General features: G+C 69.9%; 24 protein-coding genes. 18 read left to right on the top strand and 6 right to left on the bottom strand.

Annotation, left to right across the window (positions count from 1 at the left end):
- Nucleotides 1-105: 105 nt before the first annotated feature.
- On the top strand, nucleotides 106-1,059 hold the full coding sequence (locus tag ACIRF9_RS33885; protein ID WP_403830064.1) for a bifunctional riboflavin kinase/FAD synthetase: 954 nt from the start codon (nucleotides 106-108) through the stop codon (nucleotides 1,057-1,059).
- Between the two features lie 88 nt (nucleotides 1,060-1,147).
- Here the strand turns inward: ACIRF9_RS33885 and ACIRF9_RS33880 are convergent, their stop codons facing one another.
- The 3 genes from ACIRF9_RS33880 to eccE form a co-directional block, all read right to left on the bottom strand.
- A complete protein-coding gene (locus ACIRF9_RS33880) occupies nucleotides 1,148-4,381 on the bottom strand; it encodes an SCO5717 family growth-regulating ATPase (RefSeq protein ID WP_403830062.1) in 3,234 nt (1,077 codons plus the stop codon).
- Nucleotides 4,382-4,636: 255 nt separating this feature from the next.
- On the bottom strand, nucleotides 4,637-5,407 hold the full coding sequence (locus ACIRF9_RS33875; protein WP_403830060.1) for a hypothetical protein: 771 nt from the start codon (nucleotides 5,405-5,407) through the stop codon (nucleotides 4,637-4,639).
- 5 nt (nucleotides 5,408-5,412) lie between these two features.
- Complete coding sequence (gene eccE, locus ACIRF9_RS33870) at nucleotides 5,413-6,729, bottom strand: type VII secretion protein EccE (protein WP_403830058.1); 1,317 nt, start codon at nucleotides 6,727-6,729, stop codon at nucleotides 5,413-5,415.
- A gap of 197 nt (nucleotides 6,730-6,926) precedes the next feature.
- Here eccE and eccB point away from each other — a divergent pair, with 197 nt between their 5' ends.
- From eccB to ACIRF9_RS33785, 17 genes are all read left to right on the top strand, one after another.
- Complete coding sequence (gene eccB / locus ACIRF9_RS33865) at nucleotides 6,927-8,453, top strand: type VII secretion protein EccB (RefSeq protein WP_403830056.1); 1,527 nt, start codon at nucleotides 6,927-6,929, stop codon at nucleotides 8,451-8,453.
- A gap of 13 nt (nucleotides 8,454-8,466) precedes the next feature.
- Complete coding sequence (gene mycP, locus ACIRF9_RS33860; RefSeq protein ID WP_403830054.1) at nucleotides 8,467-9,720, top strand: type VII secretion-associated serine protease mycosin; 1,254 nt, start codon at nucleotides 8,467-8,469, stop codon at nucleotides 9,718-9,720.
- Nucleotides 9,717-10,124 carry a WXG100 family type VII secretion target gene (locus ACIRF9_RS33855; protein WP_403830052.1) on the top strand — a complete coding sequence of 136 codons (408 nt, stop codon included), beginning with the start codon at nucleotides 9,717-9,719 and terminating at the stop codon, nucleotides 10,122-10,124. Before mycP ends, ACIRF9_RS33855 begins: the two co-directional genes overlap by 4 nt.
- A 43-nt stretch (nucleotides 10,125-10,167) precedes the next feature.
- Nucleotides 10,168-10,482: a WXG100 family type VII secretion target gene (locus ACIRF9_RS33850; protein WP_403830050.1), complete on the top strand. Its 315-nt coding sequence runs from the start codon at nucleotides 10,168-10,170 to the stop codon at nucleotides 10,480-10,482.
- Nucleotides 10,482-12,227 carry an RNase A-like domain-containing protein gene (locus ACIRF9_RS33845; protein WP_403830048.1) on the top strand — a complete coding sequence of 582 codons (1,746 nt, stop codon included), beginning with the start codon at nucleotides 10,482-10,484 and terminating at the stop codon, nucleotides 12,225-12,227. The genes ACIRF9_RS33850 and ACIRF9_RS33845 overlap by 1 nt, the downstream gene beginning before the upstream one ends.
- An 18-nt stretch (nucleotides 12,228-12,245) precedes the next feature.
- On the top strand, nucleotides 12,246-12,809 hold the full coding sequence (locus ACIRF9_RS33840) for a hypothetical protein (protein ID WP_403830045.1): 564 nt from the start codon (nucleotides 12,246-12,248) through the stop codon (nucleotides 12,807-12,809).
- Nucleotides 12,810-12,868: 59 nt separating this feature from the next.
- Nucleotides 12,869-13,168, top strand: coding sequence for an RNase A-like domain-containing protein (locus ACIRF9_RS33835; protein WP_403830042.1), 300 nt, complete (start codon nucleotides 12,869-12,871; stop codon nucleotides 13,166-13,168).
- 16 nt (nucleotides 13,169-13,184) lie between these two features.
- Complete coding sequence (locus tag ACIRF9_RS33830) at nucleotides 13,185-13,880, top strand: contact-dependent growth inhibition system immunity protein (protein WP_403830040.1); 696 nt, start codon at nucleotides 13,185-13,187, stop codon at nucleotides 13,878-13,880.
- A 279-nt stretch (nucleotides 13,881-14,159) separates the two neighbouring features.
- Complete coding sequence (locus ACIRF9_RS33825; protein ID WP_403830037.1) at nucleotides 14,160-14,642, top strand: SAV_915 family protein; 483 nt, start codon at nucleotides 14,160-14,162, stop codon at nucleotides 14,640-14,642.
- Entirely contained in the window at nucleotides 14,642-14,944 is a 303-nt protein-coding gene (locus ACIRF9_RS33820) for a DUF6317 family protein (RefSeq protein ID WP_403830035.1), read from the top strand. The genes ACIRF9_RS33825 and ACIRF9_RS33820 overlap by 1 nt, the downstream gene beginning before the upstream one ends.
- Entirely contained in the window at nucleotides 14,944-16,218 is a 1,275-nt protein-coding gene (locus ACIRF9_RS33815) for a WXG100 family type VII secretion target (RefSeq protein ID WP_403830032.1), read from the top strand. Before ACIRF9_RS33820 ends, ACIRF9_RS33815 begins: the two co-directional genes overlap by 1 nt.
- Entirely contained in the window at nucleotides 16,196-16,741 is a 546-nt protein-coding gene (locus ACIRF9_RS33810) for a hypothetical protein (RefSeq protein WP_403830029.1), read from the top strand. The genes ACIRF9_RS33815 and ACIRF9_RS33810 overlap by 23 nt, the downstream gene beginning before the upstream one ends.
- Before the next feature lie 273 nt (nucleotides 16,742-17,014).
- Nucleotides 17,015-17,473, top strand: a complete 459-nt coding sequence (locus ACIRF9_RS33805; protein ID WP_403830027.1) for a hypothetical protein — start codon at nucleotides 17,015-17,017, stop codon at nucleotides 17,471-17,473.
- On the top strand, nucleotides 17,473-19,143 hold the full coding sequence (locus ACIRF9_RS33800) for a WXG100 family type VII secretion target (protein WP_403830025.1): 1,671 nt from the start codon (nucleotides 17,473-17,475) through the stop codon (nucleotides 19,141-19,143). The genes ACIRF9_RS33805 and ACIRF9_RS33800 overlap by 1 nt, the downstream gene beginning before the upstream one ends.
- A 24-nt stretch (nucleotides 19,144-19,167) precedes the next feature.
- A complete protein-coding gene (locus tag ACIRF9_RS33795) occupies nucleotides 19,168-20,439 on the top strand; it encodes a S8 family serine peptidase (RefSeq protein WP_403830022.1) in 1,272 nt (423 codons plus the stop codon).
- Nucleotides 20,440-20,545: 106 nt separating this feature from the next.
- The gene (locus ACIRF9_RS33790; RefSeq protein WP_403830020.1) at nucleotides 20,546-20,884 is read left to right on the top strand and encodes a WXG100 family type VII secretion target; all 339 of its coding nucleotides are present in this window, start codon (nucleotides 20,546-20,548) and stop codon (nucleotides 20,882-20,884) included.
- Between the two features lie 56 nt (nucleotides 20,885-20,940).
- Nucleotides 20,941-21,243, top strand: coding sequence for a WXG100 family type VII secretion target (locus tag ACIRF9_RS33785; RefSeq protein WP_403830018.1), 303 nt, complete (start codon nucleotides 20,941-20,943; stop codon nucleotides 21,241-21,243).
- 236 nt (nucleotides 21,244-21,479) lie between these two features.
- On the opposite strand, the gene ACIRF9_RS33780 is transcribed toward ACIRF9_RS33785, so the two are convergent.
- From ACIRF9_RS33780 to ACIRF9_RS33770, 3 genes are read right to left on the bottom strand one after another with little or no spacing between them, the layout of a single operon-like run.
- Entirely contained in the window at nucleotides 21,480-22,115 is a 636-nt protein-coding gene (locus ACIRF9_RS33780) for a hypothetical protein (protein ID WP_403830015.1), read from the bottom strand.
- 3 nt (nucleotides 22,116-22,118) lie between these two features.
- A complete protein-coding gene (locus ACIRF9_RS33775; protein WP_403830012.1) occupies nucleotides 22,119-24,416 on the bottom strand; it encodes a DUF6571 family protein in 2,298 nt (765 codons plus the stop codon).
- On the bottom strand, nucleotides 24,416-24,934 hold the full coding sequence (locus ACIRF9_RS33770; protein ID WP_403830009.1) for a hypothetical protein: 519 nt from the start codon (nucleotides 24,932-24,934) through the stop codon (nucleotides 24,416-24,418). Before ACIRF9_RS33770 ends, ACIRF9_RS33775 begins: the two co-directional genes overlap by 1 nt.
- Between the last annotated feature and the right edge of the window lie 201 nt (nucleotides 24,935-25,135).

Here is a 25,135-nt window from a genome sequence, read left to right as displayed (position 1 = left end):
TCACAGCCCCCATGCCGATGCGGGCAGGAAGCACCCGGCATGGCACCCTTAGACCTGCGTAAGAGGCAACGGAACATACGGACACGGGTTCGAGGAGCGGTCACAGTGCAGCGCTGGCGTGGCTTGGAGGACATCCCCGAGGACTGGGGACGCAGCGTCGTCACCATCGGCTCCTACGACGGGGTCCACCGCGGGCACCAGCTGATCATCCGGCACGCCGTGGACCGCGCCCGCGAGCTGGGCGTCCCCTCCGTCGTCGTCACCTTCGACCCGCACCCCAGCGAGGTCGTCCGCCCCGGCAGCCACCCACCGCTGCTCGCCCCGCACCACCGCCGTGCCGAGCTGATGGCGGAGCTGGGCGTCGACGCGGTCCTGATCCTCCCCTTCACGACCGAGTTCTCGAAGCTGTCGCCGGCCGAGTTCGTGGTGAAGGTCCTGGTCGACAAGCTGCACGCCAAGGCCGTCGTCGAGGGCCCCAACTTCCGCTTCGGCCACAAGGCCGCCGGGAACGTCGAGTTCCTCACCGAGCAGGGCAAGGTCTACGACTTCGAGGTCGAGGTCGTCGACCTGTTCGTGTGCGGCGAGGCGGGCGGCGGCGAGCCCTTCTCCTCGACCCTGACCCGGCGCCTGGTCGCCGAGGGCGACCTCGCGGGCGCCGCGGAGATCCTGGGCCGGCCGCACCGCGTGGAGGGTGTCGTGGTGCGCGGCGCACAGCGGGGCCGCGAGCTCGGCTTCCCCACCGCCAACGTCGAGACCCTGCCGCACACCGCGATCCCGGCCGACGGCGTCTACGCGGGCTGGCTGCACGCGGGCGGCGAGGCGATGCCGGCCGCGATCTCCGTCGGCACGAACCCGCAGTTCGACGGCACCGAGCGCACGGTGGAGGCGTACGCCATCGACCGCGTCGGCCTCGACCTCTACGGCCTGCATGTCGCCGTCGACTTCCTCGCCTTCGTGCGCGGCCAGGCGAAGTTCGACTCGCTTGAGGGGCTGCTGGAACAGATGGCCCAGGACGTGAAGCGCTGCCGGGAACTGGTGAGCGAGGCGGCGGCACAGTAGCCGACGTCCCCTCCTGAGGACGGCCGAAGGGCGGCCGGTGTCTTCGGACACCGGCCGCCCTTCGGCTTTTCCGCCTGCTGCGCTTCCGCTACTGCTGCGGGGGCGGCGGCGGGGGAGGGGTCTGGCCGCCGTCCTGCTGGGGCGGGACGGGGGGCTGGGGGTAGCCGTAGCCCGCCGGGGGCTGGGGCGGCTGCGGGTAGCCGTAACCGGCCGGGGGCTGGGGCGGCTGGGGCTGGCCCGGCTGCGGAGGGTACGGGTGGCCGGGCTGCTGGCCCTGCGGCGGATACGGCTGCCCGGGCGGCGCGGGCTGCTGCGGGTACGGCTGGCCCGGCTGCGGTGCGTGGGGCTGCGGCTGGCCGTACGGCTGTCCCGCCTGCGGCGGGTACGGCTGGCCCGGGAAGGGCTGACCGGGGTAGGGCTGGCCCGGCGCGGGCTGCTCCGGGTAGGGCTGGCCCGGCATCGGCTGCCCCGGGTACGCCTGGCCCGGCATCGGCGGGGCCGCGACCGGGGGCGGGTTGCCGTCGCTGGTCCACAGGCCGTGCAGCCGCTGGTGGCGTACGAAGTCCTCCGCGACCATCGCCGCGAGGTTGAAGTACGCCTCCCGCACCTTCGGCCGCATCATGTCGAGGTCGACCTCGGCACCGGCGGCCAGGTGCTCGTCGAACGGGACGACGACCACACCCCGGCACCGCGTCTCGAAGTGCGACACGATGTCCTCGACCTTGATCATCTTTCCGGTCTCGCGCACCCCCGAGATGACGGTGATGGACCGTGAGACCAACTCGGCGTACCCGTGCGCCGACAGCCAGTCCAGCGTCGTACTGGCGCTGCTCGCACCGTCCACCGACGGCGTCGAGATGATGATGAGCTGGTCGGCGAGGTCGAGCACCCCGCGCATGGCGCTGTAGAGCAGACCCGTGCCCGAGTCGGTGAGGATGACCGGGTACTGCTTGCCCAGCACGTCGATCGCGCGCCGGTAGTCCTCGTCATTGAAGGTCGTGGAGACAGCCGGGTCGACGTCGTTGGCGATGATCTCCAGGCCGGACGGCGCCTGGGAGGTGAACCGCCGGATGTCCATGTACGAGTTGAGGTACGGGATCGCCTGGACGAGGTCACGGATGGTGGCCCCGGTCTCGCGGCGCACCCGGCGGCCGAGCGTGCCGGCGTCCGGGTTGGCGTCGATCGCGAGGATCTTGTCCTGGCGCTCGATGGCGAGGGTGGAGCCGAGCGCGGTGGTCGTGGTCGTCTTGCCCACGCCGCCCTTGAGACTGATGACCGCGATCCGGTAGCAGGACAGCACCGGCGTACGGATCAGCTCCAGCTTGCGCTGCCGCTCGGCCTCCTCCTTCTTCCCGCCGATCTTGAAACGGGAGGAGGCGGCGTTCGGGCGCCCGCTCTTCGCCTTCTGCTTCTTGTTGTTGAGCAGCCGGTCCGAGGACAGCTCCACGGCCGCGGTGTAACCCAGCGGCGCGGCACCGGGGTTGACCGGCTGCCGCTGGTCGTGCTGGATCGCCTGCGGCCAGGCGGCGCCGATCCGGGGGTCGACGGGCTGCTGCGGGTTCTGCGGGGCGGGCCCGGCCTGTGCGGCGTCGGGGGAGGGGGCCGCCGGGGTGGGACCGGGCTCCTGGGGTCCGTGCGGGCCGACTCCCTGCGGGGGCTGACCTGGGAAGCCGGGCTGACCGGGGAAGCCCTGCGGGGCTCCCGGCGCGTCCGGCGCCGGGTACCCCTGGGGAGCGGCCGCCGGGGGCCGGCCGTCCGCCTGGTGGGGGATGCCCGGGTGCGGCGGCTGCGGCTGCGGTGCGTGGGGCGGCTGCGGGGCCTGCGGGGGCTGGGGCACCTGGGGCGACTGGGGGGTGGGGGGCTGCGGGAAGCCGTAGCCCGGCTGGGCGTTGGGGGCCGGGGGCTGGGGGAAGCCGTAGCCCGGCTGGGCGTTGGGGGCCGGGGGCTGGGGGAAGCCGTAGCCGCCCTGGGCGTTGGGGGCCGGGGGCTGCGGGAAGCCGTAGCCCGGCTGTTGGGGTGCCGGTGCCGGTCCCTCGGCGGGCGGCAGCGGGAAACCGTACGCGGGCTGCGGGGCGGCCGGGGGCGCCTCGGGGGCCGGCGCGGGCGGTGCCGTCTGCGGCTGGACGGGCGGCTGCTGGGCCGCCGCCGGGTCCACCGGCTGGGGCAGCGGCTGCGGCTGGGCCGGCCACTCGGCCGCCGGTGCGGGGGCCGCGGGCTCGTACGACGGCGGCAGCGGCGGCAGACCGCTCTGCGGGGCCGGCGGGGGAGCCCAGGCGGGCGGCGCGGCGGCAACCGGCTGCTGGGGCGCCCCGTCCGGCGACTCGGCGGTGTCCGAGGAGTCGGGGGCGTCGGCGTCATCGGCGGCGTCGGTGGATTCGGGCGTGCTGGTGGGAGCGGCTTCCGGCGTCTCGCCGTCGGCGGAGTCGTCCTGAGCCGTCGTGTCCTCGGCGGCGGCACCCTCGGGCTCGGGGTCCGTGGCGGCGTCGGCGTCCTGGGAGGCTGTTTCGTCGGAGGCGTCCGCCTCGGCCTCGGCGGAGGCCACGACCTCGTCGGCCCCGTCACCTTCCTCTTCGGCGACGGCGGCAGTGGCAGCGGCGTCGGCCGCCTGCCCGGCGTTCTCCGCCTGCCCGGCGTCGGCCGTAGCGGCGGTCTGCTCCGCGATCTGCTGCTTCAGGGCGACCGCGGAGAAGCGCATGGTGGCGCCGCTCTCCAGGTCGCCGTTGTCAGGACCGCTCTCGTCGGTGGGCGCGACTGCCGGCTGCGGCGCGGCAGTCGGTGTCACGGCCTGCGGCTGCGGCTGCGGCGGTTGCTGCGGCTGGAACCCGCCGTGCCCCGGAAGCCCGGGCATGGCGACCGGCTCCCCCGTCGGAGGCGCGAACGGTGCGGGCGGCGCGGGAGGGGGAGCGAAGGGCGCGGGAGCGGCGGGGGGAGTGGCGGGCGGCGCGTACGGCGCCGCAGAGGCGGCGTTGGCCGGAACACCGGGCATCCCCGGCGGAGCCGGAGCCGGAATCTGAGGAGCGGGCGGAGGAACGGGAGCCTGCGCCTGAGGAGCCTGCGGGGGAACAGGAGCCTGCGGAGGGAACGGAGTCTGCGGAGGAACCGGAGCCGGAGCCTGCGGAGCCGGTGGTCCCGGCGGAGGCGCCGCACCGGTGCCCTCACCCGTGCCTGCCGCCGAACCCCCGCCCGCGTTCTGCGTGTACCAGGCGGGCGGCGCGTAGTCGATGGTGAACTCGCCCGTCATCTCGATGGCGGATTCCGCGTCGGGCTGGTCATCGCCGGGTGTGGCCCAGCCCCCGCGCGTCCCGTCCCGATCGCTGCTCACAATTCCTCCTGGTGTGGTCGAGCACCCTCATGCACGCTTGTGCCGTGCCGGGGCGCGACCATTTCTCGTCGTACGAAGTGGTTTCGAGGCCGTCCGAGGTCGTCCGACGCACCGGCCCTCCCCGGGGACGCCGACACCCACCCCACGGTTTCCGGTATCGCGCCCCACACCAGCCTAATCATCAGATGCCCCGCCCCGGCAGGCCCGCCCACCCCTCAGAAGGCCCCGAAGGCCCTGAAAAGCTCCGCAGCCCCGTCAGTCCATGCGCCGGGGCGTGCCCAGCAGCCCGATCTCCGCGTCCGTCGGCTGCGTCATCACATACTGCCGGTCGCGGTCGGCACACCACAGGGTGAAGCCGTCGACCAGCGTGGGCAGGGCCTCCACGTACTCCCGGGGCAGCGTCAACGCGCGTCCCACCTCCAGGGCTTCGTCGGGCGAGATCCGCTGCACCCCGACCAGCCGGGCCTGCCGTATCAGCCGCGGCGCGACCGGACTGAGGTACGGCAGCAGGGTCAGGACGGCCTGCCAGGGGCCGGAGGCGACCCGTCCGCGCGGCGGGCGCATCCCGCAGTCCCGCACCACCAGCACCGGCGTCCCCGCCGAGGCGCCCTGCGGGGGCACCCGGCCGACCTCGTACACCGCGAGCCCGTTCTGTCCGCCGCCCATCGCGTGCACCATCTGCACCCAGGCCTGCGGGCGCCCCGTCTCCACGGCCACGCGCGCCCCGGTGGCCGCCGCTCTGAGGGCGAGGACCTGCGCGGTCCACAGACCTCCGATGAGGACGACGTCGTACGGCGTGGGCCGGTTGAGGCCGAGCACCGCCGGACGTCCCTCGGTGTCGACGCCGACGACGACGCCGTCGTCCCCGATGGGCAGCGCGAGCGCGTCCAGTTGGTCCGCCGTCACCTGGTGCCGGCCGTGGCGCGGGCCGAGCAGGCCGAAGCCGCTGCGCAGCGAACGGCCCGCCCGGCCGCCGGCGGAGCGCTCCGGCTCGCCGGGGGCGGTGGCCGCAGTCCGTGTCGTCATCGCCGTCACCGAACACCTCCGAGGGGCAGAGTGGCCAGGATGCCGGGCACCTGTTCCCGGTCGAGGCGGGCCAGTCCCGCACCGGTGTGCCGGGCCGCCCCCTGCACCGCCCGCCGGGCCGCCACCAGTTCGTCGTCACTGCGCCCGGTCACCCTCAGGTGCGCGGCGAGGGACACGTCCTGCCGCTCGCCGCGGGCGAGGGTGACACTGAAGGTGGTGGCGAGCGCGGGGACCGCCGTCACCAGGGCGATGAACTGCGGCAGCGAGGGCGCGTGGGCGCCGCCCAGCGAGGGCCACCGGCGCAGCCAGTACGTCGTGTGCCGGCGGTTGTCGCACCGCCAGCTGCGGCTGGACTCCTCGGTGCGCCGCTCCAGCGTCCCGGTCCGCCCCGCCTCCGCCGTCACCAGCGGGTTGGCGCAGGCCGAGGTGGCGAGGGCCGCCGTCAGCTGCTCCTCGTCGAGGACGGTCGTGCTGAACCCGGCGCCGGTCAGCCGGCTCGCGAGATGGTCGGCCGCCCGTACGACGCACTTCTGCGCTCCGACGAGACCGCCCCCGCGCGCCGCCACGGCCTCCGGGCACAGCTCCGGGTCCAGCTTCAGCGCTATCCAGGTGATGCGGACCGCCGGCGCACCCGTCTGCTCCTGCAGCGGCGCGTAGTTGGTCACGGCCACCGACTGCGGGGGCAGGTGCAGGGCGGGCGCCGGCTGGGTGTGCAGGACGATCTGCGCGGACTCCAGACGGATTCCGTCCACGTCGAGCGCGTCACGCACCAGGGAGAGCGGCAGCGGCTGCCGGTTGCGGTCGGCGCGCAGCGCGGTGGCGTCCGCCTCCACCTGGAGGACCGCCGTGACGAACGTCCCGTCCCCGATGATGCCGACGGGCCTGCGGTCACGGCCGCCGTAGACATAGGTCCGCAGGCTGGGGTCGCACTCCAGGGCGGGGCCGAAGCCCGGTTCGGTGCCGGGCGGTATCTCGAACCTCTCGGCCAGCCGCTGACGCGCCTTCAACGCCCGTGCCGTGCCCAGCCATTCCGGGAGGGAACGGCCGCGGCGGCGGGCGACGGACAGCACCACGAGCACGACGGCGACCACGCCCGCGACCGCCAGGGCCACCGGCCCGATTACCCAGCCGACGAGCAGGACGGCCGCCGCGATCTCCCACAGGACGAGGCGTTGCAGCCGGAATGCCCCGGCATGCCCGGAACGCGCCTTCAGCTGGAGCGCACCCGCCGCCGCGGGCCGCTGCGACGCCTCGGGCCGGGGCGCCGAGGGGCCCCGCGTCCGTGACCGGCCACCGGAGTGTTCGCGCGTTCGCGAAGCCATCACTCCATCCCCCCGTTCTGCTCACGACTCGCCCGCATTTCAGCACCGCACAGGGCACTTGACGGCCCAGGAACCCTACCCGCTCGGCCGGGGCCCGCAGATACCAGGCATAGTAGGGGGCCGCTCTGACATCGGGGGCGGGGGACCGCGGCCCCGCGAGTGCGGCCAGGACCGAAAACGGGGAGAGACAGAGACAGATGGCATCCCGGCGCGATCAGCTCAATGCCTACACCTTCGCGAAGCGCCGTATGCTCGCGGCCTTCCTGCAGTCGTCGCCCGACGGCTCGGAGGAGGGAGCGCCGAGACCGCTGCGCTCGGTTCTCCCCGGCATCATCGTCGGCGTGATCGTCATGGCGGTCTTCGGCGCGTGGGGGATGTTCAAACCGACCGCGCCGCAGGGCTGGGACGAGCCCAACGCCAAGGTGATCATCGCGAGCAAGTCGACGACCCGGTACGTGGTCCTGAAGACCGACGGGCAGGTCCAGCTCCACCCGGTCCTCAACATGGCCTCCGCGAAACTCCTCCTCGACGCCGGTGAGGGAGACGTGGTCACCGTCGCCGAGTCCGTCCTCGACAGCGGCAAGATCCCGCACGGCGTCACCATCGGCATCCCGTACGCCCCGGACCGGCTGCCCTCGGCGTCCGAGGCCGGCAAGGCCAAGCGCTGGGCGGTCTGCGAGCGTCCGAGCGCGGGCGGCGGCGACTCCGTCCAGAAGGCCGCGCTGATCCTTTCCTCCAAGGACCTCGAACGGACCGACGGCAAGGATCGCCTGACCGGCGGTCAGCTCCTCTACGTGGCGGACCCCGACGACAAGCGCTACGTCGTGGACGCGGCCGGGCGGGCGTACCCCGTCGACAAGACCGACGAACTGCTGCTGCGCGCCGTCGTCGGCTCCAACCGCAAGCCCCAGCGGGTCTCCGCGGCGTGGCTGGCGACGCTGCACCAGGGCGACCCGATCACCTTCCCGGACATCACCGGCAGCCCGGGCGACGCCGCCGACGCGCCAGGCCAACTGGACGACGCGACCGACAAGGTCGGCATGGTCCTCAAGGCCTTCGACAACAACTCCGAGCAGTACTACGTGGTGCTGCCCGGCCGGGTCGCCCCCGTCTCCGCGTTCGTCGCCCAACTCCTGCTGTTCAGCGAGGACCTGGCCCCGCTCGGCCAGGCCGGTCACGCCGGCGAGGTCAGCCCCGGCGCGATCGTGCCGGGCAAGGCGTTCGGCACCGAGCACCGCTGGCCGACCGAGGACCCGGTCCCGGTCAACGAGGCGTCGGCCGCCCAGGGCAGCCGCAGCACCATCTGCAACGTCCTGCGCGGGGTGGACGCCGACTCGGGCGCCACCACCCTGAGCACCTGGGCGGGCACCGACTTCCCCCAGAAGCTCCCCACCGGCTCCTCCAGCGCCTATGTCACCCCGGGCTCCGGCCAGCTCTACCGCCAGTTCCAGGGCGAGGAGACCAAGGCGGGCCCGGTGTTCCTGGTCACCGACACCGGCCTGCGCTACGTGCTGCAGTCCAACGGCGACAGCGCCACGGACGACGCGGGCATCGGCACCACCGCCAAGCAGCGCGAACAGCAGCAGAAGGAGGCGCAGCAGGCCCAGACCCTGCTCGGCTACAAGGACGTGGACCCGGCGCCGATCCCCGCCGCCTGGTCGGAGTTCCTGCCCACCGGCCCACGCCTGTCGACGGCGGCGGCCCGCCAGCCGCAGGGTTCGTGAGGAGGAGGACGAGGTGCTTCGTACGACACTGGTGGCGGCCGCCGCCCTGCTCACGACGGCCACGGTCCTCACGCCCCCCGCGACCGCCGCGGACAAGCTGCCCTACTCGGACCAGTGCCAGTTCCCCAACGGCCTGTACCCGGGCCGCCCCTGGTCCCTGCAGCGCGTCCAGCTGGACGAACTCTGGAGCCGGTCCAAGGGGAAGAACGTCCGCGTCGCCGTCATCGACACCGGCGTGGACGTCAAGAACCCGCAGCTGACCGCCGCGGTCGACGTGAAGGCCGGGCGCAACCTCCTGCCGAAGAACCTCAAGGACGACAACGGCGACCCCATCGAGCGGGGTAAGGAGAACGGCACGACGGACACCGTCGGCCACGGCTCCAAGGTCGCCGGCATCATCGCGGCCCGCCCCGTCGGCGGCACCGGCTTCGTGGGCCTGGCGCCCGAGGCGACGATCATCCCGATCCAGCAGAACGACGCGGAGGGCCACGGCACCACCGAGACCCTCGCCGCCGCGATCCGCTACGCCATCGCGGCCGGGGCCGGCGTCATCAACATCTCCCAGGACACGTCCAACGCGGTGAAGCCGTCCTCCGACCTGGAACGGGCCGTCGACGAGGCACTGGCCCAAAAGATCGTGGTCGTGGCCTCGGCCGGCAACGACGGCCTCGGCGGCAACGTCAAGGAGACCTACCCCGCCTCCTACCCGGGCGTCCTGGCCGTAGCCGCCTCCGACCGCAACAACGAACGCGCTTCCTTCTCTCAGTCCGGCGACTTCGTCGGTGTGGCGGCCCCCGGCGTCGACATGATCTCCACGGTCCCCCAGGGCGGTCACTGCTCCGACAACGGTACGAGCTTCTCGGCGCCGTACGTCGCGGGCGTCGCGGCGCTGATCAAGGCCAAGCACCCGGACTGGACGGCCCGTGAGGTCGTCGCCCAGATCGAACAGACCGCGGAACGCACCATCGCCGGCCACGACCGCCTGGTCGGCTGGGGCGTGGTCGACCCCGTCCGCGCCCTCACCGAGGACGACCGGCCCATCGAGTCCCCGAGCCCGGAGACCCTCGGCAGGGCCGAGGCCCCCACGGCCGCCAAGTTCCAGGTCGGCGAGACCCCGGACGAACGCAACACCCGCCTCGCCACCTACGTGGCCGTGGCCGCCGCGGTCCTCGTCGCGGGCCTCGGCGGCACGGCGGTGGCCATCCGGGACGCCCGTCGGCGTGCGCGCAGGGTGGCGGGGAGCGGAGCCAGGGAGGCGGCGGTATGAGCAGGCCCGGGGGAGACCCCCAGCGGGGACTGAAGGTCTCGGCCGAGGCCCTGACCGCCCTCGCGAAGGACCTCGACGACATGCAGGGCCACCTGGACAAACAGGTCCAGCGCATGGACGCGATCGTCGACAGCATCGAGGCGGGCTGGCAGGGTCCGGCCGCCGCCGTGTACCGCGACTTCCACCGCGCGGCCACCGAGGACGCCGTACGCATCCGCGAGGTGATGAAGCTGCTGGAGGAGGCCGTACGGCTGAGCCGCGACGGTTTCTCCCAGGACGACCTGGACGTGCTCGCCCGGATGCGGCAGATCGAGGTCGATGTCGAGAGCGAGGTGGACCGGCTGTCCACGCCGAACACGCAGGCACCCGCGTCGGCACCGCGCAGCAGCCTCGACGACCTGTAGCCCTGCACAGAACCGCAGTTGCCGAGACGAACACAGGGGGATCATGTCGACCGGCGCCGCACCCGGCGAGTACATATCCGTTTCCTTCGCCGCCCTCCAGGAGCTGGCCGGCGATCTCGAGGACATCCTCAAGCAGCTCAACAGCAAGCTGGACGGCCTCTACGACCGTGTCGTGCCCGTCGTGCTGTCGTGGGAGGGCGAGACCCGCGAGGTCTTCGTCGACAAGCTCGACGAGTGGGACCGCTCCGCCCAGGACCTGCAGACGGCCCAGAAGTGGCTGCACGAGGTCGTGACCAGCGGCCACAGCGGCTACACGGCCGCGCACCTCGCGGTGCTGCGCGGCTGGGGCGGTGCCTGATGGCCGAAAAGCCGCCCACGGACGAGGAACGCGCACAGGAGCGCGCGGCCGCCCGAACCCGTTCACCCAGGACGAGCGGCGGCGGATTCGACCTGCAGCCGCAGCACGTGTTCTACACCGCGCTCGTGGTGCGGGACGGTCAGTTCGACTACGACAAGGGCGCCAAAGCGCTTGTCGACGTGCTGAACGAGTACAGCCAGTCGGCGGGTACCGGCTGGGGCGCGGACGAGTTCTCCGCGGCGTACAAGTCGGTGAACGAGAAGTTCCTGGAGCTCTGGGCGAAGAGCGTGGTCAGCGTCGGCGGTGTCGCCGTCGGCCTGACGGACACGACCAACAAGTACGTCCAGGCCGACTGGCAGGCCCGCCGGATGTACGGCCCGCCGCCCGTCGAGAAACAGCCGCCCGCCGTCATCGAGAACGAGCCCAGGTACGGCCCGGTCAACGACATCAAATGGACCGGCACCGGAGAGGACGCGGACTCCTGGGCCATCTCCGGAGTCCTCGGCGAGATCCCCGACTTCCTCGCCGACGTCATCCGGCCGGCGATCGAGCACGGCCTCAGGCTCGGCAAGATGCACGAGATCACGCCGGGGGCCAGGGACGAGGAACTCAAGGCCATGGCCACCGCCTGGGAAGCGGTCGAGAAGGACGCGAAGGCGGCGTCGGACAACTTCAACGGCGCCATCAAGTTCATCACCAACAACAAGGGCAACGACGAGTGGCAGGGCGCGATGAAGGCGTTCTGCCAGACCATCTGGGGCACCACGGAATGGGGCCGGACCTTCGACCCGCAGGGCAACCGGGTCTCCATCGGACGCAGCTGGAAGACGAACCGCAATGTGGTGCCCGCCAAGCAGCGGCCGATCATCGAGATCCTCCGCAGCACGGCGACCACGCTGAAGGACACGCTCAACCACCTTGCCGACGTCCGCAACAAGACCGCGGACAAGACCACCCAGCTCGCCGTCGACGCCACCAAGGCGACGGTCAAGGACCTGACCACGGGCCTCGACCTGTTCGAGATGACCCGGCTCGCGGCGACCATGGCGTTCGGCGAGATCGTTCTGACGTTCCGCTCGCACATGGACAAGGCTGCCGCCGACAAGGCCGTCGAGGAGTACCACCAGGCCTTCAGCGCGGCCGCCACCAAGGTGAAGGGCCTGGAGCCCGAACTGGACGAGGCGCTGCTCAGCGTGCCGACGTTCCGTGCGGAGGCGGCACGCGCGGCGGCGTACGGCGCGCGCTCCCTGAACGATTTCAAGAAGGAGCACAGCTGGCAGCGGACCGAGAGCCAGATCCCCTACAAGTACTCCATCGATCTGGTGACCGAGGAGGAACTGTACGGTGGGCACAGCATCGACAAGCATGTCGGGCTGACGGACGACCAATTGACGCAGCGATTGCGGGATGAGTCAAGCGCATCGAGTGGGCCGGACATTCCTGCGGCTTCCACATTCACCGACCTGGAATCGGCCCAGAAGTATACGCAGTACAATATTCGGGCAAATTCGGCGGAGATCGACCAGTGGCTTCAGGGCCCTCCAGCCCCGGGTGAAAAAGAGGAATTCAAGGTGCCGTCGGCCACTGACGGCACTCTGGCGGCGCCGGTCGTGACTGGGCGTACCGCGCCAGTGGTCAATGGCCACCCGACGCCGCCAAAGGACGCTCATGGCGTTCTGACGATTCTCAAGTACGAGCCCAGCTTGGACCCGCCGTTCGTCGTCCTGACGTCCATGCCCCAATGATTGTGTGAGGAGAAGCCGATGGTCGAACTCGACGAGCGGTCGTGGGCCGAGGCGATCGGCATGTACGGGCGTCGGGCGAGCATTGCCAAGGTGGCGAGCAGGGAGCACGAGAACTGGGTGCTCGACGTGCCCACCCTGATGCGAGGTGACACCCGTGACGCCCGCGGCTGGCGCACGGTGGACCGATGGGAGGGCGAACTCGAAAGGCTCGACGAACCGTCCTACCCTTTCGTCATGCCCCCGGAGGTCGTGGCGACGACGGACTCCTGGAAGCCCTACCTGTATGAGATCCCGCGTTCTCAAGCCGTACGTTTCCTTGTGGCTCTTTCCACGCCCTGGATAGATGTCACACAGGAACCGGATTTCGCGGAGCGCAGAGAGGCCCTTGAAGCCAACGCCCGCGTCATCCTGTCGCGCTTTCCTGAGGGATCGCACTTCTATGCGAACACCGGGCGCGGAAGCGATACCCGTGACTATTACCAGCGGGTTTCTCGTTGGTTCCCCTTTTCCGTGCGCACCTACGACTTCGGTTTGGTGCTCGTGTCGGAGACGGAGGTCGGGATGGTCTGGTCGTTCCGCTGATGTGACGCGATCCGCCGTACCGCCTCGATCCTCCGCACCGCCCACCCTGGAGAAGCCCCATGCTGACCCGCACCGCCACCTACCCCGACCGCGCGACCGCGCAGTGGGCGACCCAGCACGTGGTCACCCGCAACGAACAAGTGATCCACCGCTGGCTGGCGGAGTCGACCCGGCAGCGGCTCACGATCGAGGCCGTGTGGCCGTCCCGCGAGGAGCCCGTCGGACGGGTGCTGCTCCAGGCGATGGCCCTGGCCGGCCGGGGCGCGATCGACGTCCGCGCCGCGCGGGTCGTGCTGCGCCGCGAGCCGTCCGCCGCGCACGGGTTCGCCGTGCACACCAGTTTTCCCGTCTACCTGTGAAGGCAGTCCAGTCACCGTGGCGCTGACACCCCTTGAACACGATCGCCGTCATGGCGAGTTGGACCAGGTCCTGCGCGCGTACGCCGGCCAGCCGGCGGACGACACCGAGGAGAAGCCGAGCACTGCCCTCACCGCCTACCTGCGGCACACCTGGCACACCCGCCCCTGGGCGCTCGCCGTCGCCGAGACCCAGCTGCGGGAGTACGCCCGCAACCCGCCCGGGCGGCTGAGGGCCCGGCTCGGGGAGTTCTACGCCCTGCCGGACGTCGGCCTGCCGGACGCGGAGATCCTGGACTGGCTGACGTTGCTCGCCGACCACATCCGGCGCAGCGTGGAGGAGGGCCTGGTCCCGCCCCCGGCCGCCCCCGCCACCCACTGGGAGTGGAACGCCCGCTTCCCGGAACTGGGCCAGCTCCTCGGCGGCTGGTACTCCCAGGACATGCCGGACGAGTTCGACGACCACGACGCGGCCGCCGACGACTACCGCACGACCACCGACCCGCACCTCGTGGCCCGCCTGGTCGGCGAACTCCACGAGTTGCTCACGCTGGACCTCGACGAGTCGCACTACGCCCTGGCCGTCGCCGAACTGGGCATGGAGGTAGACCCCCCCGCCCCGTACTCACCCCATGGCTGGCTTGCGCTGCTCGCCGACCGGCTCGGCACCCCGCGACCCGAGTACGGGCCCGGATCGCCGGGAGCAACACCGTGACGGCGTGGGCGGGAGGCCACTGAAGTGCGAGCTGCGGTCGCGCGAGCCGCATGGGACGCAGTCGCTCTGCCCCTTTCTCGCACCCTGCCCGGTCCTTCTGTCCCCTGTGACGAACCGCGGCCCGGTCATCCCGTGGTCAAGTGCTGACCGGCACCCGGCCAAACACCTGTATGGGTTCCGCATACTCCCACGCCGTCAACGCCACATAGCCGGATTTACCGGATCATTCCCTCGCTACGTTGGTGCAGCCACATCGTCCACAGGGAAGAGGAGACGACGGTGGGTGGACCCTCGCGATCCAGGCTGCTCGACTACTTCGAGGCGGAGCCGTCCGCGGACTCGGCGCCGGAGTCCCGCAGCTCGCGTCTGCTGGAGTACGTCGTGGACGCGGCCGCACCCGCGGTGCCTGGTCCCCGGCCCGGCGTCCCCGCCTACCACACCCCTGTCTTCGTCCCGGCCCACCCCCGCTACGTCACCGCCACGGATGTGTCCGAGGCCGCCACCCCCACCCGCGTCCCCTTCCTCACCTACGAGCTCTTCGAGCACCCCACCGACGGAACCGTCGCCCTCGCCTTCACCACACTCCACGCCCTCGTGGCCGCCCTCGGCGAGACCCAGCCCTGGGTCGTCACCTCCCTCGGCCCGCTGGCCGAGGGCGTGCGCGGGCAGGGCGTCACGGTCCACCTGGACCCGCGGATCGCCGCCGGCCACCCCAACTGGAGCCCGGCCGACCTGCTGGCCTACGCGCAGGAGGTGCGCTGATGCCGGTCGACTTCAAGGCCGTACTGAGCGACCTCGCCGCCATGTCGAAGACCTTCCACGACGAGGCCGTCGACTACCGCAAGCTGCATCCCGACGTGGCCCCACCCGTCGTCAGCGGCGGAGACGCAGGGCTGGACCACGCCGTCAAGGAGGTCGCCGACCTCATCGTCGCCCTGCACATCGGCTTCGCCGACCGGCTGGACGACCACGGCGACAAGGTCACGTACGCCCACGACTCCTTCCAACGGCACGACATCGACGTACACGGACTGTTCGAGGACCTGATGGCGGGTGACGGCTGATGGCCGACAGCTGGGTCGGCGGTGACATCGGCGGACTGCGCACGATGGCCGAGACGTACAAGAACGCCAAGAGCAAGCTGGAGGACGTCGTCCATCCGCTCGGCCAGGCCGTGGAACGGCTGGTGGGCGACACGAGCTGGAAGGGCGAGGCGGCCGAGACCTTCCGCGCCACCTGGAGCGAGGACGCGCTGACGGCAGGCGCCTTCGCCACCCTCGTGCACTCCGCGGGCGAGATCCTCGACACGCTCGTCGGCGTGCTCTCCGCATGCGAGACCGCCCTGCAGAACGCCGAGCACATCGCCACGCGCAAGGGCGTACCGATGGGGCAGCGAGGCGTCCCCCTGGAGATCCTCACCGCGAACCCGCCGAGCGCGGACGACGAGAAGACGATCGCCGCCCTCAGCGAGTACGGCAAGGTCCGCGCCGAGATCCTGCACACCGCCCAGCACGCCCGCCTGGTCGCGGCCGACGGACTGCGTGGCCTGTACGCGCAGGTCACGGCCCCGGTGTCCACCGGCGACAAGATCACCATCGCCGACGCCCTGCGCGGCCTGTACGCCTATGACGCCGAGGACGCCCGCGCCGGCGGGAAAGAGGCCCATCGGCTCATCGACGACGCCAAGGCCGAGGAACGGGCCGCCAAGAAGGAACTGCGCGCGGAGCGAAAGGCGTTCCAGAAGGCCGGCCGCGCCCTGCCCGACGACCTCCCCGCCAAGAGCGCCTACCGCGACGCGGTCATGAAGGTCGATTCGCTCGAGGACGCCATCGCCCGCGCCGACCACGGCAGTACGGCCCTGCCCTACGACCGCGCCCTGAACGTGAAGCTGGCCGACGCGGCGGACGCACTGCGTCTGGGCAGGGGCGTGGCCGAACTCCCCGAGTTCCTCCGGGAGATCCCCGTCCTGGACGTCGCGGCAGCCGCCGCCTGCGGGCTGGTGGAGGCGAAGGACGACCACGACAAGGGGTGGTCGTGGCAGCACTCCGTGGTGGTCGACGGTGGCGCGGCGCTCGGCGGCGTTGCTGTCGGCGCCGCCGTCGTGGCCGCCCTCCCCGTCGAAGGCGCGGTGGCGGTGGCAGGCGTCGGAGTGGTCGCCGCGATCGGCGCGACCAGCCTCCTCGACCACTCCTTTCACGAGCACTGGAGCGAGGACATCCACGACCACGGCGTGGTCGGCGGCGTGCTGACCGGCACGGGGCACGTCCTGACCGAGACCAGGGACGACGGCGTACGCATGGCGAAGGACATCTGGCATGGCGTCACCAGCATCTTCTGACCCACGGACCTCCGCCCCCGGCACTCCGGTCCCCGTCCCGTCCCTGCCGAAGCTGGGCACCACCTGGTACCGGCGCGGCGCGCTCTACTGGCTGTCCCGCGCGCGTACGACGGTCTTCGTGGTCGTGGTGATGGCCTTCCTCTGCTTCTTCTCCCTCAGCCTCTACCAGGGCTTCCGCGAGGCGATGCCGCCCGCCGTACGCACCGTGTGCGACGGCGTGCAGGTGGGCGCGTCCGCCGTGGCCCTGGTCTGGGGCTGGATCAAGCAGCGCCGCGGCCACCGCGAAGGTCTCCTGCACCCGCCCACCCCGTCCGAGACCCGCGCGGCCAAACGCGACCACAACACCCGCGCCCCCGGCCGTATCGCCGCCGGCCGCGGCCTCGTCCTCCTCGCGGCCCCCGTCATGCCCGCCTTCGCCGCGTACATCGTGGGCTGGCTGACGGCGTGGCTCACCGTGCGCGAGTACCCGAGCGAGGTGGGGGCTCGGCGGTGGCTGGAGGAGCACCCGACGACCGGCCCGTGACGACGGGGCCCTCCGTCTCCCGTTTGCGTTGCAAACACCGTGTCGTGCCAGTGATCCACGCGCCGCACGGGCGTCCCATGGCCGTTTCGTAACTGAGTCCACACAAAGTTCAGTTGGGCGCGGTTTACACATTGACTACAGTGGTCGTCGGGTACGTCGATATGAGTACACCGCCCGGGACCGGGCCTCCCTCGCCTCTACGGCGTCCGAGGCTTCGCGATCGGGTAGCAGGCAACGGGGTACGGGGTACGGGGAAACGGGGAGGAAGGCATCGTGCTTCCTGCGGACATGGCGGGCTTCAAGGTCAGCCTGGAGGCGCTCGGAACCTTCAAGAAGCGTGTGGACGCGGTGCTGGCCACGTTCGAGGAGTCGCCCGGCAGCGCACAGAAGGTCGGGGAGCACACGCTCTCCCAGGCCTCCTTCAGCGGCGCGGGCCACTTCGGCGAGGCCAAGGGCCTGCACAGCCAGTACGAGCGTGTCCACGAACGTCTGACCACACTCTCCAAGAACCTGGGACTCCAGATCGAGGCGATGCAGATCGCCGTCCTGGGCGCGCACGGCAACTTCAGCAACCTCGACGAGGATCAGCGGCGCCGGTTCTGGGAGATCCAGACCCAGATCAGCAGGGAGCAGGCGGAGGCGGCCAAGGAGAAGGCTGCGGCTGAGGCTGAGAAGAACGGTGAGTCCGGCCAGAAGCGTTCCGATGACGGGAACTACGGCGGGGGTTATTAGTGAGCGACGAGCAGAAGCAGCCGGATCCGCATCAGGCGGACAAGGAGCACGTTGCCGCACAGGTCGGCGCGATCAACATGATCAGCCGTGCCTCGGAGCTCGTCAGCGGTCTCCCCTTCGGTGGCAACATCCGGGTGTTCGGCAAGACGGACTTCGAGGGGCACGCCCTCAACGACATGATCGACATGGTCGATTCCGCCAACCCGGAACACCTGGAGTCCGCCGGCACGGCCCTCTTGAACGCCCGTGACGCGATCCAGACGGCCGCCGAGGAACTCCAGGGCCACGTCGGCAACGTCGAGTGGCAGGGCGAGTCCGGCACGGCCTTCCGCGAGTGGGGCGACAAGCTCGTCAAGCACGCCCTCGCGCTCTCCACCTTCGCCGAAGTAGCCGGCACCCAGATCACGGCGGCGGCCACGGGCCTCGCGTCCGTGCGCAACTCCATGCCGCCCCGCGACAACCGGATCGCCCCCAAGACGGTCGACGAGATCCCGACACCCCAACAGGTCGACGGCAACAAGGAGTACGCGGCGGCGGTCAAGGCCGAGAAGGACCGCCAAGAGGCGATCAACCAGATGAACCGGCTGGCGTCCTTCTACGCGGTGTCGGAGGAGACGCTGGCGGCGCAGGAGGCGCCTACGTTTGAGGCTATGCCGGATGTGGGGGTGCCTAAACCGCTCAATCAGAAGGAGGGTTGGGACCCCGGTGGGAGTGCGGGGCAGAGCTTGGGTTCGACCTCGGGTGACACGGGCGGTTCCAGCCATGGGTCGGTCAACTCGCAGGTCGAGCGGCCACGCGCTCACGACACGCTGACGCCTCCCCACAGCCAGGTCGACCCCGTCACGCAGCCCGATCGCGAGATCGGTACGAAGATCGACAGTGTGGGTACCCTGCCCCAGCAGGAGCCGAAAAAGCTCGCACCCCACGTGCCGACGACAACGGGTTCGGGCGGGACGGTTCCTCCCTCCGTCACCGGCGGAGCCCCTCCCGTCTTCGGTCAGGCCACCGGACGCACTTCGGGCTTCGGAGGAGCGACGGGGAACAGGGCCCCTGTCTCGGCACAGGGACGTGCGGGCACTCCTGGCGGTACGGCCGGCGCGCGCGGCGCCACGGGCCCAATGGGCCGCGCCGCCGCCACGGGACAGGCAGGTGCCCGAGGGGGCGGCGCGGCCGCGGGCAGGCAGCCCATGGGCCGTGGTGTCACCGGAGGCACACCTCGCCCCATGGGAGGCACGACCAACGGACGTGCCGGCGGTATCGGTCCCACGGGTGCGGCTCGGGGCAACGGTGTCGTCGGGGGAAGGCCCACCAACGGCACTTCCTCGGGAACAACCGGTGCCAGGGTGCCTCGCGGCACGGTCGTGGGTGCCGAGGGCAACACCGGCGCCCGCGCGTCGGCGGGCGGGATCGGGCAGCGGGGTGTCATCGGGGCGCCCAACGCCAACCCTCGTCCGGGACGGACTGGCCGCCTCACCGCAGGCAATTCCGACGGGGTCGTGGGTACGCCCACAGGGCGGGCTCCCGCCGGGAGGAACGGCGGTTTCACCGGAGGCAGCGCGGAAGCTCCGCACGGTCCGACGGGAAACCGGCGCAGCACGAACCGAGAAGGCCGCGAGGACGAGCGTCGGCAGGACACCCAGCGGCGCGATGTGCCACCGGCGACCGACTGAACACGAGCGAGGATCTACACAGGCATGACAGGGACCAGCCCGCGCGGCCGACTGACTGCGCGCTTCGCAGGACGTGCCGGAAGACCGGCACTGACGGTCTGTGCCGCACTCGGTGCGTTCGCCATCGTGTCGTCTGGGCTGGCCCCGAGCGCGGCCGCCGCCGGCGTCCAGTCGAAGCAGTGGTACTTGGACGCGATGGATGCCGACGCCATGTGGAAGGTGAGCACCGGCAAGGGCGTGAAGGTGGCCGTCATCGACACGGGGGTCAACCCCGACACCTCGTCCCTGAAGGGGCAGGTGCTTGCCGACGAGGTGCCGAAGTCCGTGGCTTATCACGCCACCCAGGATTTCGATGGCCACGGAACGAGCATGGCGGAAATCATCGCAGGCACGGGAGCCGACGGAGGCCTCAGGGGACTCGCACCCGGCGCGAAAATCGTTCCCTACCGGATCAAGATCGAAGGGCTCAAGGGCGAGGCGGAGACGACGAAGACTCCCGACGCTGCTCAGGCCATCAGAGCTGCCGCCGACACGGATGCCAAGATCATCAATATGTCCTTCGGTGTTCCCTATATCTATCCTGATGAGCAGGAGGCCATAAAGTACGCCCACTCCAAGGGCAAGCTGATGTTCGCCAGTGTCGGAAACAACGCCGCCTCCAAGAACGACATCGGTTACCCGGCTGCATACCCTTATGTCGTCGGGGTGTCCGCGGCAGACAAGACCGGAACCGTCGGCAAGTTCTCGGAGCACGGAGACTCTGTCGACTTGGCGGCCCCTGGTCTCGACGTGCCGACATATTGCGACAACACGTTCCGTTCGTACTGTGACGGAGAAGGCACGAGCATGGCTTCGGCCATAGCCTCGGCCTCCGCTGCCCTCATCTGGTCCGCCCACCCCGACTGGACCGCCAACCAGGTCCTGCGCACTCTGATGGACACGGCAGGCCGAGACTGGCCCAGGGACACACCGAGCAACTACCTCGGCTACGGCCTGGTCCGCCCCCGCAAGGTGCTCGAGAACAGCAGCATCAATCCGGGCTCGGCCACCTCCGACCCCCTCAGCTACGCGAACGTCGGCGTCGCCGAATCCGACGCCTCCACCTCGCCCTCTCCCTCCGCATCAACCTCGTCACAAGCCCCCAAGGACACCTCAGGCGGAGCGACCTCGGCGGCAGGATCAAGCTCGGAGTCGTCCGACAACACCACGATGTGGGTGGCCCTCGGAGCCGCGGCGGCCGTGCTGGTGATCGGGGGCGTTGCCTTCGCGGTGATCCGCTCACGGCGACGCGCATGACGACGTCTGTACGACTCACGGACGACTGACCAGCCACACACAATCGCCCCGACGCGGTGACGCGTGCAGAAATGAACCACAGCTCTCACGAAAAGGAGTGCCGAAAATGGTCGACCGCAAGCTCAATGACGGCGACGTACAGAAGCTCCAGACCGAGGTCATCGACCGGTACGACAACATCAGGCAGTCGCTGGCGAAGCTGCAGGGCACGATCGACATGATCGAGAGGTCGTGGACGGGCCAGGGCGCCCTCGCGTTCAACCAGAAGCAGACGGAGATCAACGGCCACATGGTCTCGATCGGCAAGATGCTCGACGACTTCCTCGAGGGCATCCACATGACCAAGACCGACAAGGCCAACCTCGAAGACCAGATCACCGCCGACATGAACAAGATCTCGGTGGAGGACCTCGGCGGAAAGACCTCGGCGCTCAACAGCTACTGACGAGCCGTCGGCGGCACTGAGCCAATACCGTCAATCTTCGAAGAAACGAGGGAACCATGTCCGGAGTCCACTACGACGAACTCGCCGTCACGTACGGCACCATGGACGCGCTCGCCACCGAACTCGGCGACCAGGCCAAGAAGCTCGAGGAGGACCTCGAGGCTCTGAAGCAGGCCGTGCTCAACGTGTCCTCGGGCTGGGGCGGCGAGGCGTTCGACGAGTTCCAGAAGAAGTCCGGTGAGTGGGACAGGCACGCCCGGGGCATCCACGCGGCGCTGGTCCAGATCTCGAAGCAGGTCCACACCGCCGGCGGTGACTACCGCGGCGGCGACCTGAAGGGCGCCAGCTACTTCCAGTAAGGCTGGGCAGAACAGCGACAGGGTGGGCACGCACGGGAGGTGCCCACCCTGTCGCTGTGTCAGCACTTCAAGCAGCGGGGCTTGCCCTTCAGCTGTCGGTGCTGTCGTTCACGGGCACGGCGATGACGAACACGCCCTTGCCCTGGACCCCTTGTGGTGCGTCGATGGCGGACTTGATGGTTCGGCGGCTGACTGCGGGAGGGTGGGCACGCCAGGAAGGTGCCCACCCTCTGTCGTCAGGCGAGCGTGAGTGCCATGTCGCACTTGGCCTTGCCATGAGCGTAGGAAACAGCGTTCTTCGCCAGAGCGATCAGCTCGTCACGAGTCGCAGAAGCGCTGGCATCTCCTGCCTGCTTCAGCTCCACGGCGATGCTGAGGTTGTACTGACCACCCGGAATCTTCCCCTCTGAGGTACAGGGCACGAAGACGGCCGCGAACCTGCTGGAGGCGACTGCTCCCTTGCCGGCAATGAAGGGCGTCAGCGACGCGACGGACGCATCGTTCGCAGCCGTCCCCTTGACCCACTGCGTCCAGCTCGTTGCCGACTCGTCCTCCATCAGGAGTGCTTTCGCGACCAGTAGCTGATTGCCGCCTCCGGAGACGAAGCACGACGACTCGTAGCCCGTGTCCGTGACATCGACGCGGAGTTTCACGTCGTCTTCGAAGGAGTACGAGGGCTCTTCGGGCAGGACCTTTCTCAAGGCCTTGGCGGCGCTGGACGAGGAGCCCAGAGAAGCACAGACCTCTTCTGCCTTGATCTCACCCTTCTCCTTGAAAGGCGGGAATTTGAACGCGTACGCGACTCCTGCGAGGAGAGCCAGCGAGCACACGACTCCGGCGGCGAGTAGAACCTTGGGGCGAGTGAGTTTCACCTGTCAGTCTTCCGTGTCGAGTTGCCTGGGAATTCCCTCACCGTCGAGGTAGTCGTGGATCTTCGTGCGAGCGCTGTCGAATCCGCCCTCGGCAGAGGTTCCCACGGAAGCCTCGATGAGTGGATAGCTGTGGCCGGAGTTCTTGCCCGCCTTCTGCGCTGCCGCTTCAACCGCCGTGTATGTCGAGGACCTGGTGTCCTCGATCTTTTCGCCGTTGCGGTAGACGACTTCTCCGGAACTGTCCTTCAAGGACCCCTCGGTGATACCGCTGATGATTTCGTCGGCGGCTGTGCCCGCCAGGTCTCCGATGATGGCCCCACCAGGACCGGTGAGCGGCGCCGTGGCCATGCCCACCCCGATACCGACGGCGGTGCCGCCCCACGTACCAATACTCTCGATCTTGGCGTTGTAGTCGGCGTCCTTGATGCCGCCCTCGAGTTCGCTCTCGTAGGCCCGGCCTGCGCCGATCATGCCCTCGATCTGGCCCGCGGTACGGGCGATGTCGTTTATTCCCTGCTTGAGGCGGTCTTCCCGGTCGAAGGCCGGGTCGTTGGCATACACGTCGGGGTGCTCGAAGTGGTATTGCATCAGCTGGGTCGTGTAGCTGTTCTGGCCCAGGTTCACTGCCGCGTAACTCTCGGGATTACGGCCTAGCGTGTAGAGGAAACGAGTGGTGTCCCGTTCGCTCAGGTCCGCTGCCGAGCCCGCGATGGGGAACAGTTCTGCTTCGCCCTTGGTTCCGGCATGCAGTCCGCGATGAATGTCCGGCATGTATTCCGCCGCAATCTGGCCGATACTGTCGGACATGTAGCCGTTTCCGGTGAGAAGTGACGGCTTCTCCGAGATGGATGACACGAGGCTCTCCACGAGCTTGGTCTGCCCGGCATTGTGCGGCGGAGTGTCCGCGGTAGGCATTTCCCCCGCCGGATGCCCCGTAGTAGCCGCCTCCAACGCCAGGGCCAGGTTGTTCCGCCCCGCGATGCTGTCCTCGCCCTTGTCGTCCCGGTCCTGCGGCCAGTCGCGTTCCTCGAAGAGGTAGTCGAAGTTGCTCAGGGTCCGGCGGCCCTGCTTGCCGTCGCCGTCCGTGTCGTGGGTGAAGTCGTGGTCCTCGTCCTTCGTGACAAAGGTGCCGTTGAAGAAGTCCGTGGCCGCGTCGGGGCTGTTGGAGAGGGCCTTGAGGTAGCCGGTCATCGGGTCCCAGCCCGAGTCGGTGCCGGTGCGGTTGAGGAGGGGGTCGCCGCCGGTGCGGGTCCAGGCGCCGTGGCGGCCGTTGCTCGTGAACTTCTTCTCCGTCTCGATCAGCTTGTCGCCGTAGTCGACGAGGAAACGGTCGTCGTAGTCACCCCACCGCATGAGGTTGGACATGACCTGACCGCCGAGCGGGAAGCCGCCGCTGCGGCCGACCGGCTTGTCGACCAGGTCGACCATGTTCGACTTCCATGTCGTCATGTCGGCGTTGTCGCTCTGGGAAGCCGTGGCGAGCGTAAGGCTGAGATTCTTCTGCAGGTCGTCGAACTGGTCGCTCCGCGCCTGGCCGACCTTCCAGGCGCTGTGGTCGTTGATGCCCGTCCAGAAGTCCAGGGTGCCCTGCGCTCCCAGGCGCGTGGCGAAGCGTTCCGCGAACAGTGGGTCGCCGGCGTGGTCCTTCAGCCCCTGGTTGAGCCGGTCGAACTCCGCGGGCGACAGATCCTCGGGCTTCTGCTTCGCCAGGTCCGCCAGCTCCTCGGCGTCCTTCAACGCCTTGGCCGCGGAGTCCCGGTCGGAGTAGTCGACGTCCGAGAACCCCAGCTTGCTCTGGTCGGCGATGGCCATCAGCACGGTGCCGGCCGTGGTGTCGCTCTCGGTGGCCTTGTCCAGGATCCCCTGGATCTCGTCGCGCAGGGCGGTGATCTCGCCCGCGTGGTCCTTGTCCTGCTGGGCGCGTCCCTCCGGCGGGACGTTCGACGTGACGGTGAATCCGCCCTCGTAGCCGATCACCGTCAGGTTCTTCTGACGGCCGCGCTCGATGGCGTCGTTCAGCTTCCCCTTGTGGTTCTTCAGCTCGTCCCGGGTGTCCTTGAGGATCTTGTGGATGGACGAAGCCTGGCTGTGCGCGTCGGTGAACTCGCCGGCCGTCTTGCCGATGAACTCCTTCGAGACGGTGGCGTTGACCCCCGCCCAGCGCGCCTTGTTCGCGGCGCCGCGCAGGCCCTTGTCGGCCGAGTCCATCAGCGTTTCCAGGTCCCCGACCATCGTCGACCAGTCGTCCACGGCGTCGTCGAGCAGGGCGAAGTCGGCGTTGCGAAGGGCGTCGAGATCCATCAGTCCTTGCCCTTCTTGTCGTCCTTCTCGCCGTACACCGAGTTGGGCTTGCCCGGTTCACCGACGCGCTCGTCGAAGTACGAGTCCAGCAGGTCGATGCTGCTCATCTGGCGTCGGATGTAGTGGTCATCGCCGGCGTGCAACTTCTTCGTGACGGTCATGTGGTTCGAGATGTGCGCGCAGGCGTCTCTGAGGGACCCCAGCTGTTCGTCCCAGCGCAGAGCCACGTGCTGGAGCGCGCTGCCCAGGGCGAAACCGCCCTTGCTGAGGGTGCTCGCGGCGCTCTCGCTGGTGGGTACCGCCCTGCGGCCCTTGTCCCAGAGGTCGTTGTACAGCTTGAAGGCGTTGGTGCCGATCTTCCCCAGATCATCCTGGTTGGCCCTCAGGTCACCGTATTCAGCGGGATCCGGCGCGGGGCGTACCGGGCCGCTGCCGGGATCCAGCTGGTTCAGTTGCATATGGGGCGAGCCGCCCGCGGCGGCCTCCGTCTTCAGCTGCTCCCATTCGTCCCACGCCACGCGTGAACCCCTTCCCCGTGTCCCCGTGAAGCCCGCGCATCGGCGGGCCGGCCCCATCAGCTACCAACAGGCCAGATCCGTGAACTCGATGCAAGCGAGTTCACGGATCTCACCATACTTTCCCCAATTCACGGTTGTACGACTTGACGGGTGGGGTGGCCCTGCTGCCCGTGCTGCCCGTGCTGCCCGTGCTGCCCGTGC

Origin of the sequence: Streptomyces sp. NPDC096132 (assembly GCF_044763345.1) — a bacterium.
Classification (GTDB): Bacteria; Actinomycetota; Actinomycetes; order Streptomycetales; family Streptomycetaceae; genus Streptomyces.
Note: the sequence above shows the minus strand (reverse complement) of the source record. Positions and strands in the feature narration are given on the sequence as shown.

Coding starts and splice junctions, on each gene's coding strand:
- ACIRF9_RS33790 (WP_403830020.1), top strand. CDS start 20,546: ATGGTCGACCGCAAGCTCAATGACGGCGACGTACAGAAGCTCCAGACC.
- ACIRF9_RS33855 (WP_403830052.1), top strand. CDS start 9,717: ATGAGCAGGCCCGGGGGAGACCCCCAGCGGGGACTGAAGGTCTCGGCC.
- ACIRF9_RS33815 (WP_403830032.1), top strand. CDS start 14,944: ATGGCCGACAGCTGGGTCGGCGGTGACATCGGCGGACTGCGCACGATG.
- ACIRF9_RS33875 (WP_403830060.1), bottom strand. CDS start 5,407: ATGACGACACGGACTGCGGCCACCGCCCCCGGCGAGCCGGAGCGCTCC.
- ACIRF9_RS33850 (WP_403830050.1), top strand. CDS start 10,168: ATGTCGACCGGCGCCGCACCCGGCGAGTACATATCCGTTTCCTTCGCC.
- ACIRF9_RS33785 (WP_403830018.1), top strand. CDS start 20,941: ATGTCCGGAGTCCACTACGACGAACTCGCCGTCACGTACGGCACCATG.
- ACIRF9_RS33820 (WP_403830035.1), top strand. CDS start 14,642: ATGCCGGTCGACTTCAAGGCCGTACTGAGCGACCTCGCCGCCATGTCG.
- ACIRF9_RS33835 (WP_403830042.1), top strand. CDS start 12,869: ATGCTGACCCGCACCGCCACCTACCCCGACCGCGCGACCGCGCAGTGG.
- ACIRF9_RS33795 (WP_403830022.1), top strand. CDS start 19,168: ATGACAGGGACCAGCCCGCGCGGCCGACTGACTGCGCGCTTCGCAGGA.
- ACIRF9_RS33775 (WP_403830012.1), bottom strand. CDS start 24,416: ATGGATCTCGACGCCCTTCGCAACGCCGACTTCGCCCTGCTCGACGAC.
- ACIRF9_RS33810 (WP_403830029.1), top strand. CDS start 16,196: ATGGCGTCACCAGCATCTTCTGACCCACGGACCTCCGCCCCCGGCACT.
- eccB (WP_403830056.1), top strand. CDS start 6,927: ATGGCATCCCGGCGCGATCAGCTCAATGCCTACACCTTCGCGAAGCGC.
- eccE (WP_403830058.1), bottom strand. CDS start 6,729: ATGGCTTCGCGAACGCGCGAACACTCCGGTGGCCGGTCACGGACGCGG.
- ACIRF9_RS33840 (WP_403830045.1), top strand. CDS start 12,246: ATGGTCGAACTCGACGAGCGGTCGTGGGCCGAGGCGATCGGCATGTAC.
- ACIRF9_RS33845 (WP_403830048.1), top strand. CDS start 10,482: ATGGCCGAAAAGCCGCCCACGGACGAGGAACGCGCACAGGAGCGCGCG.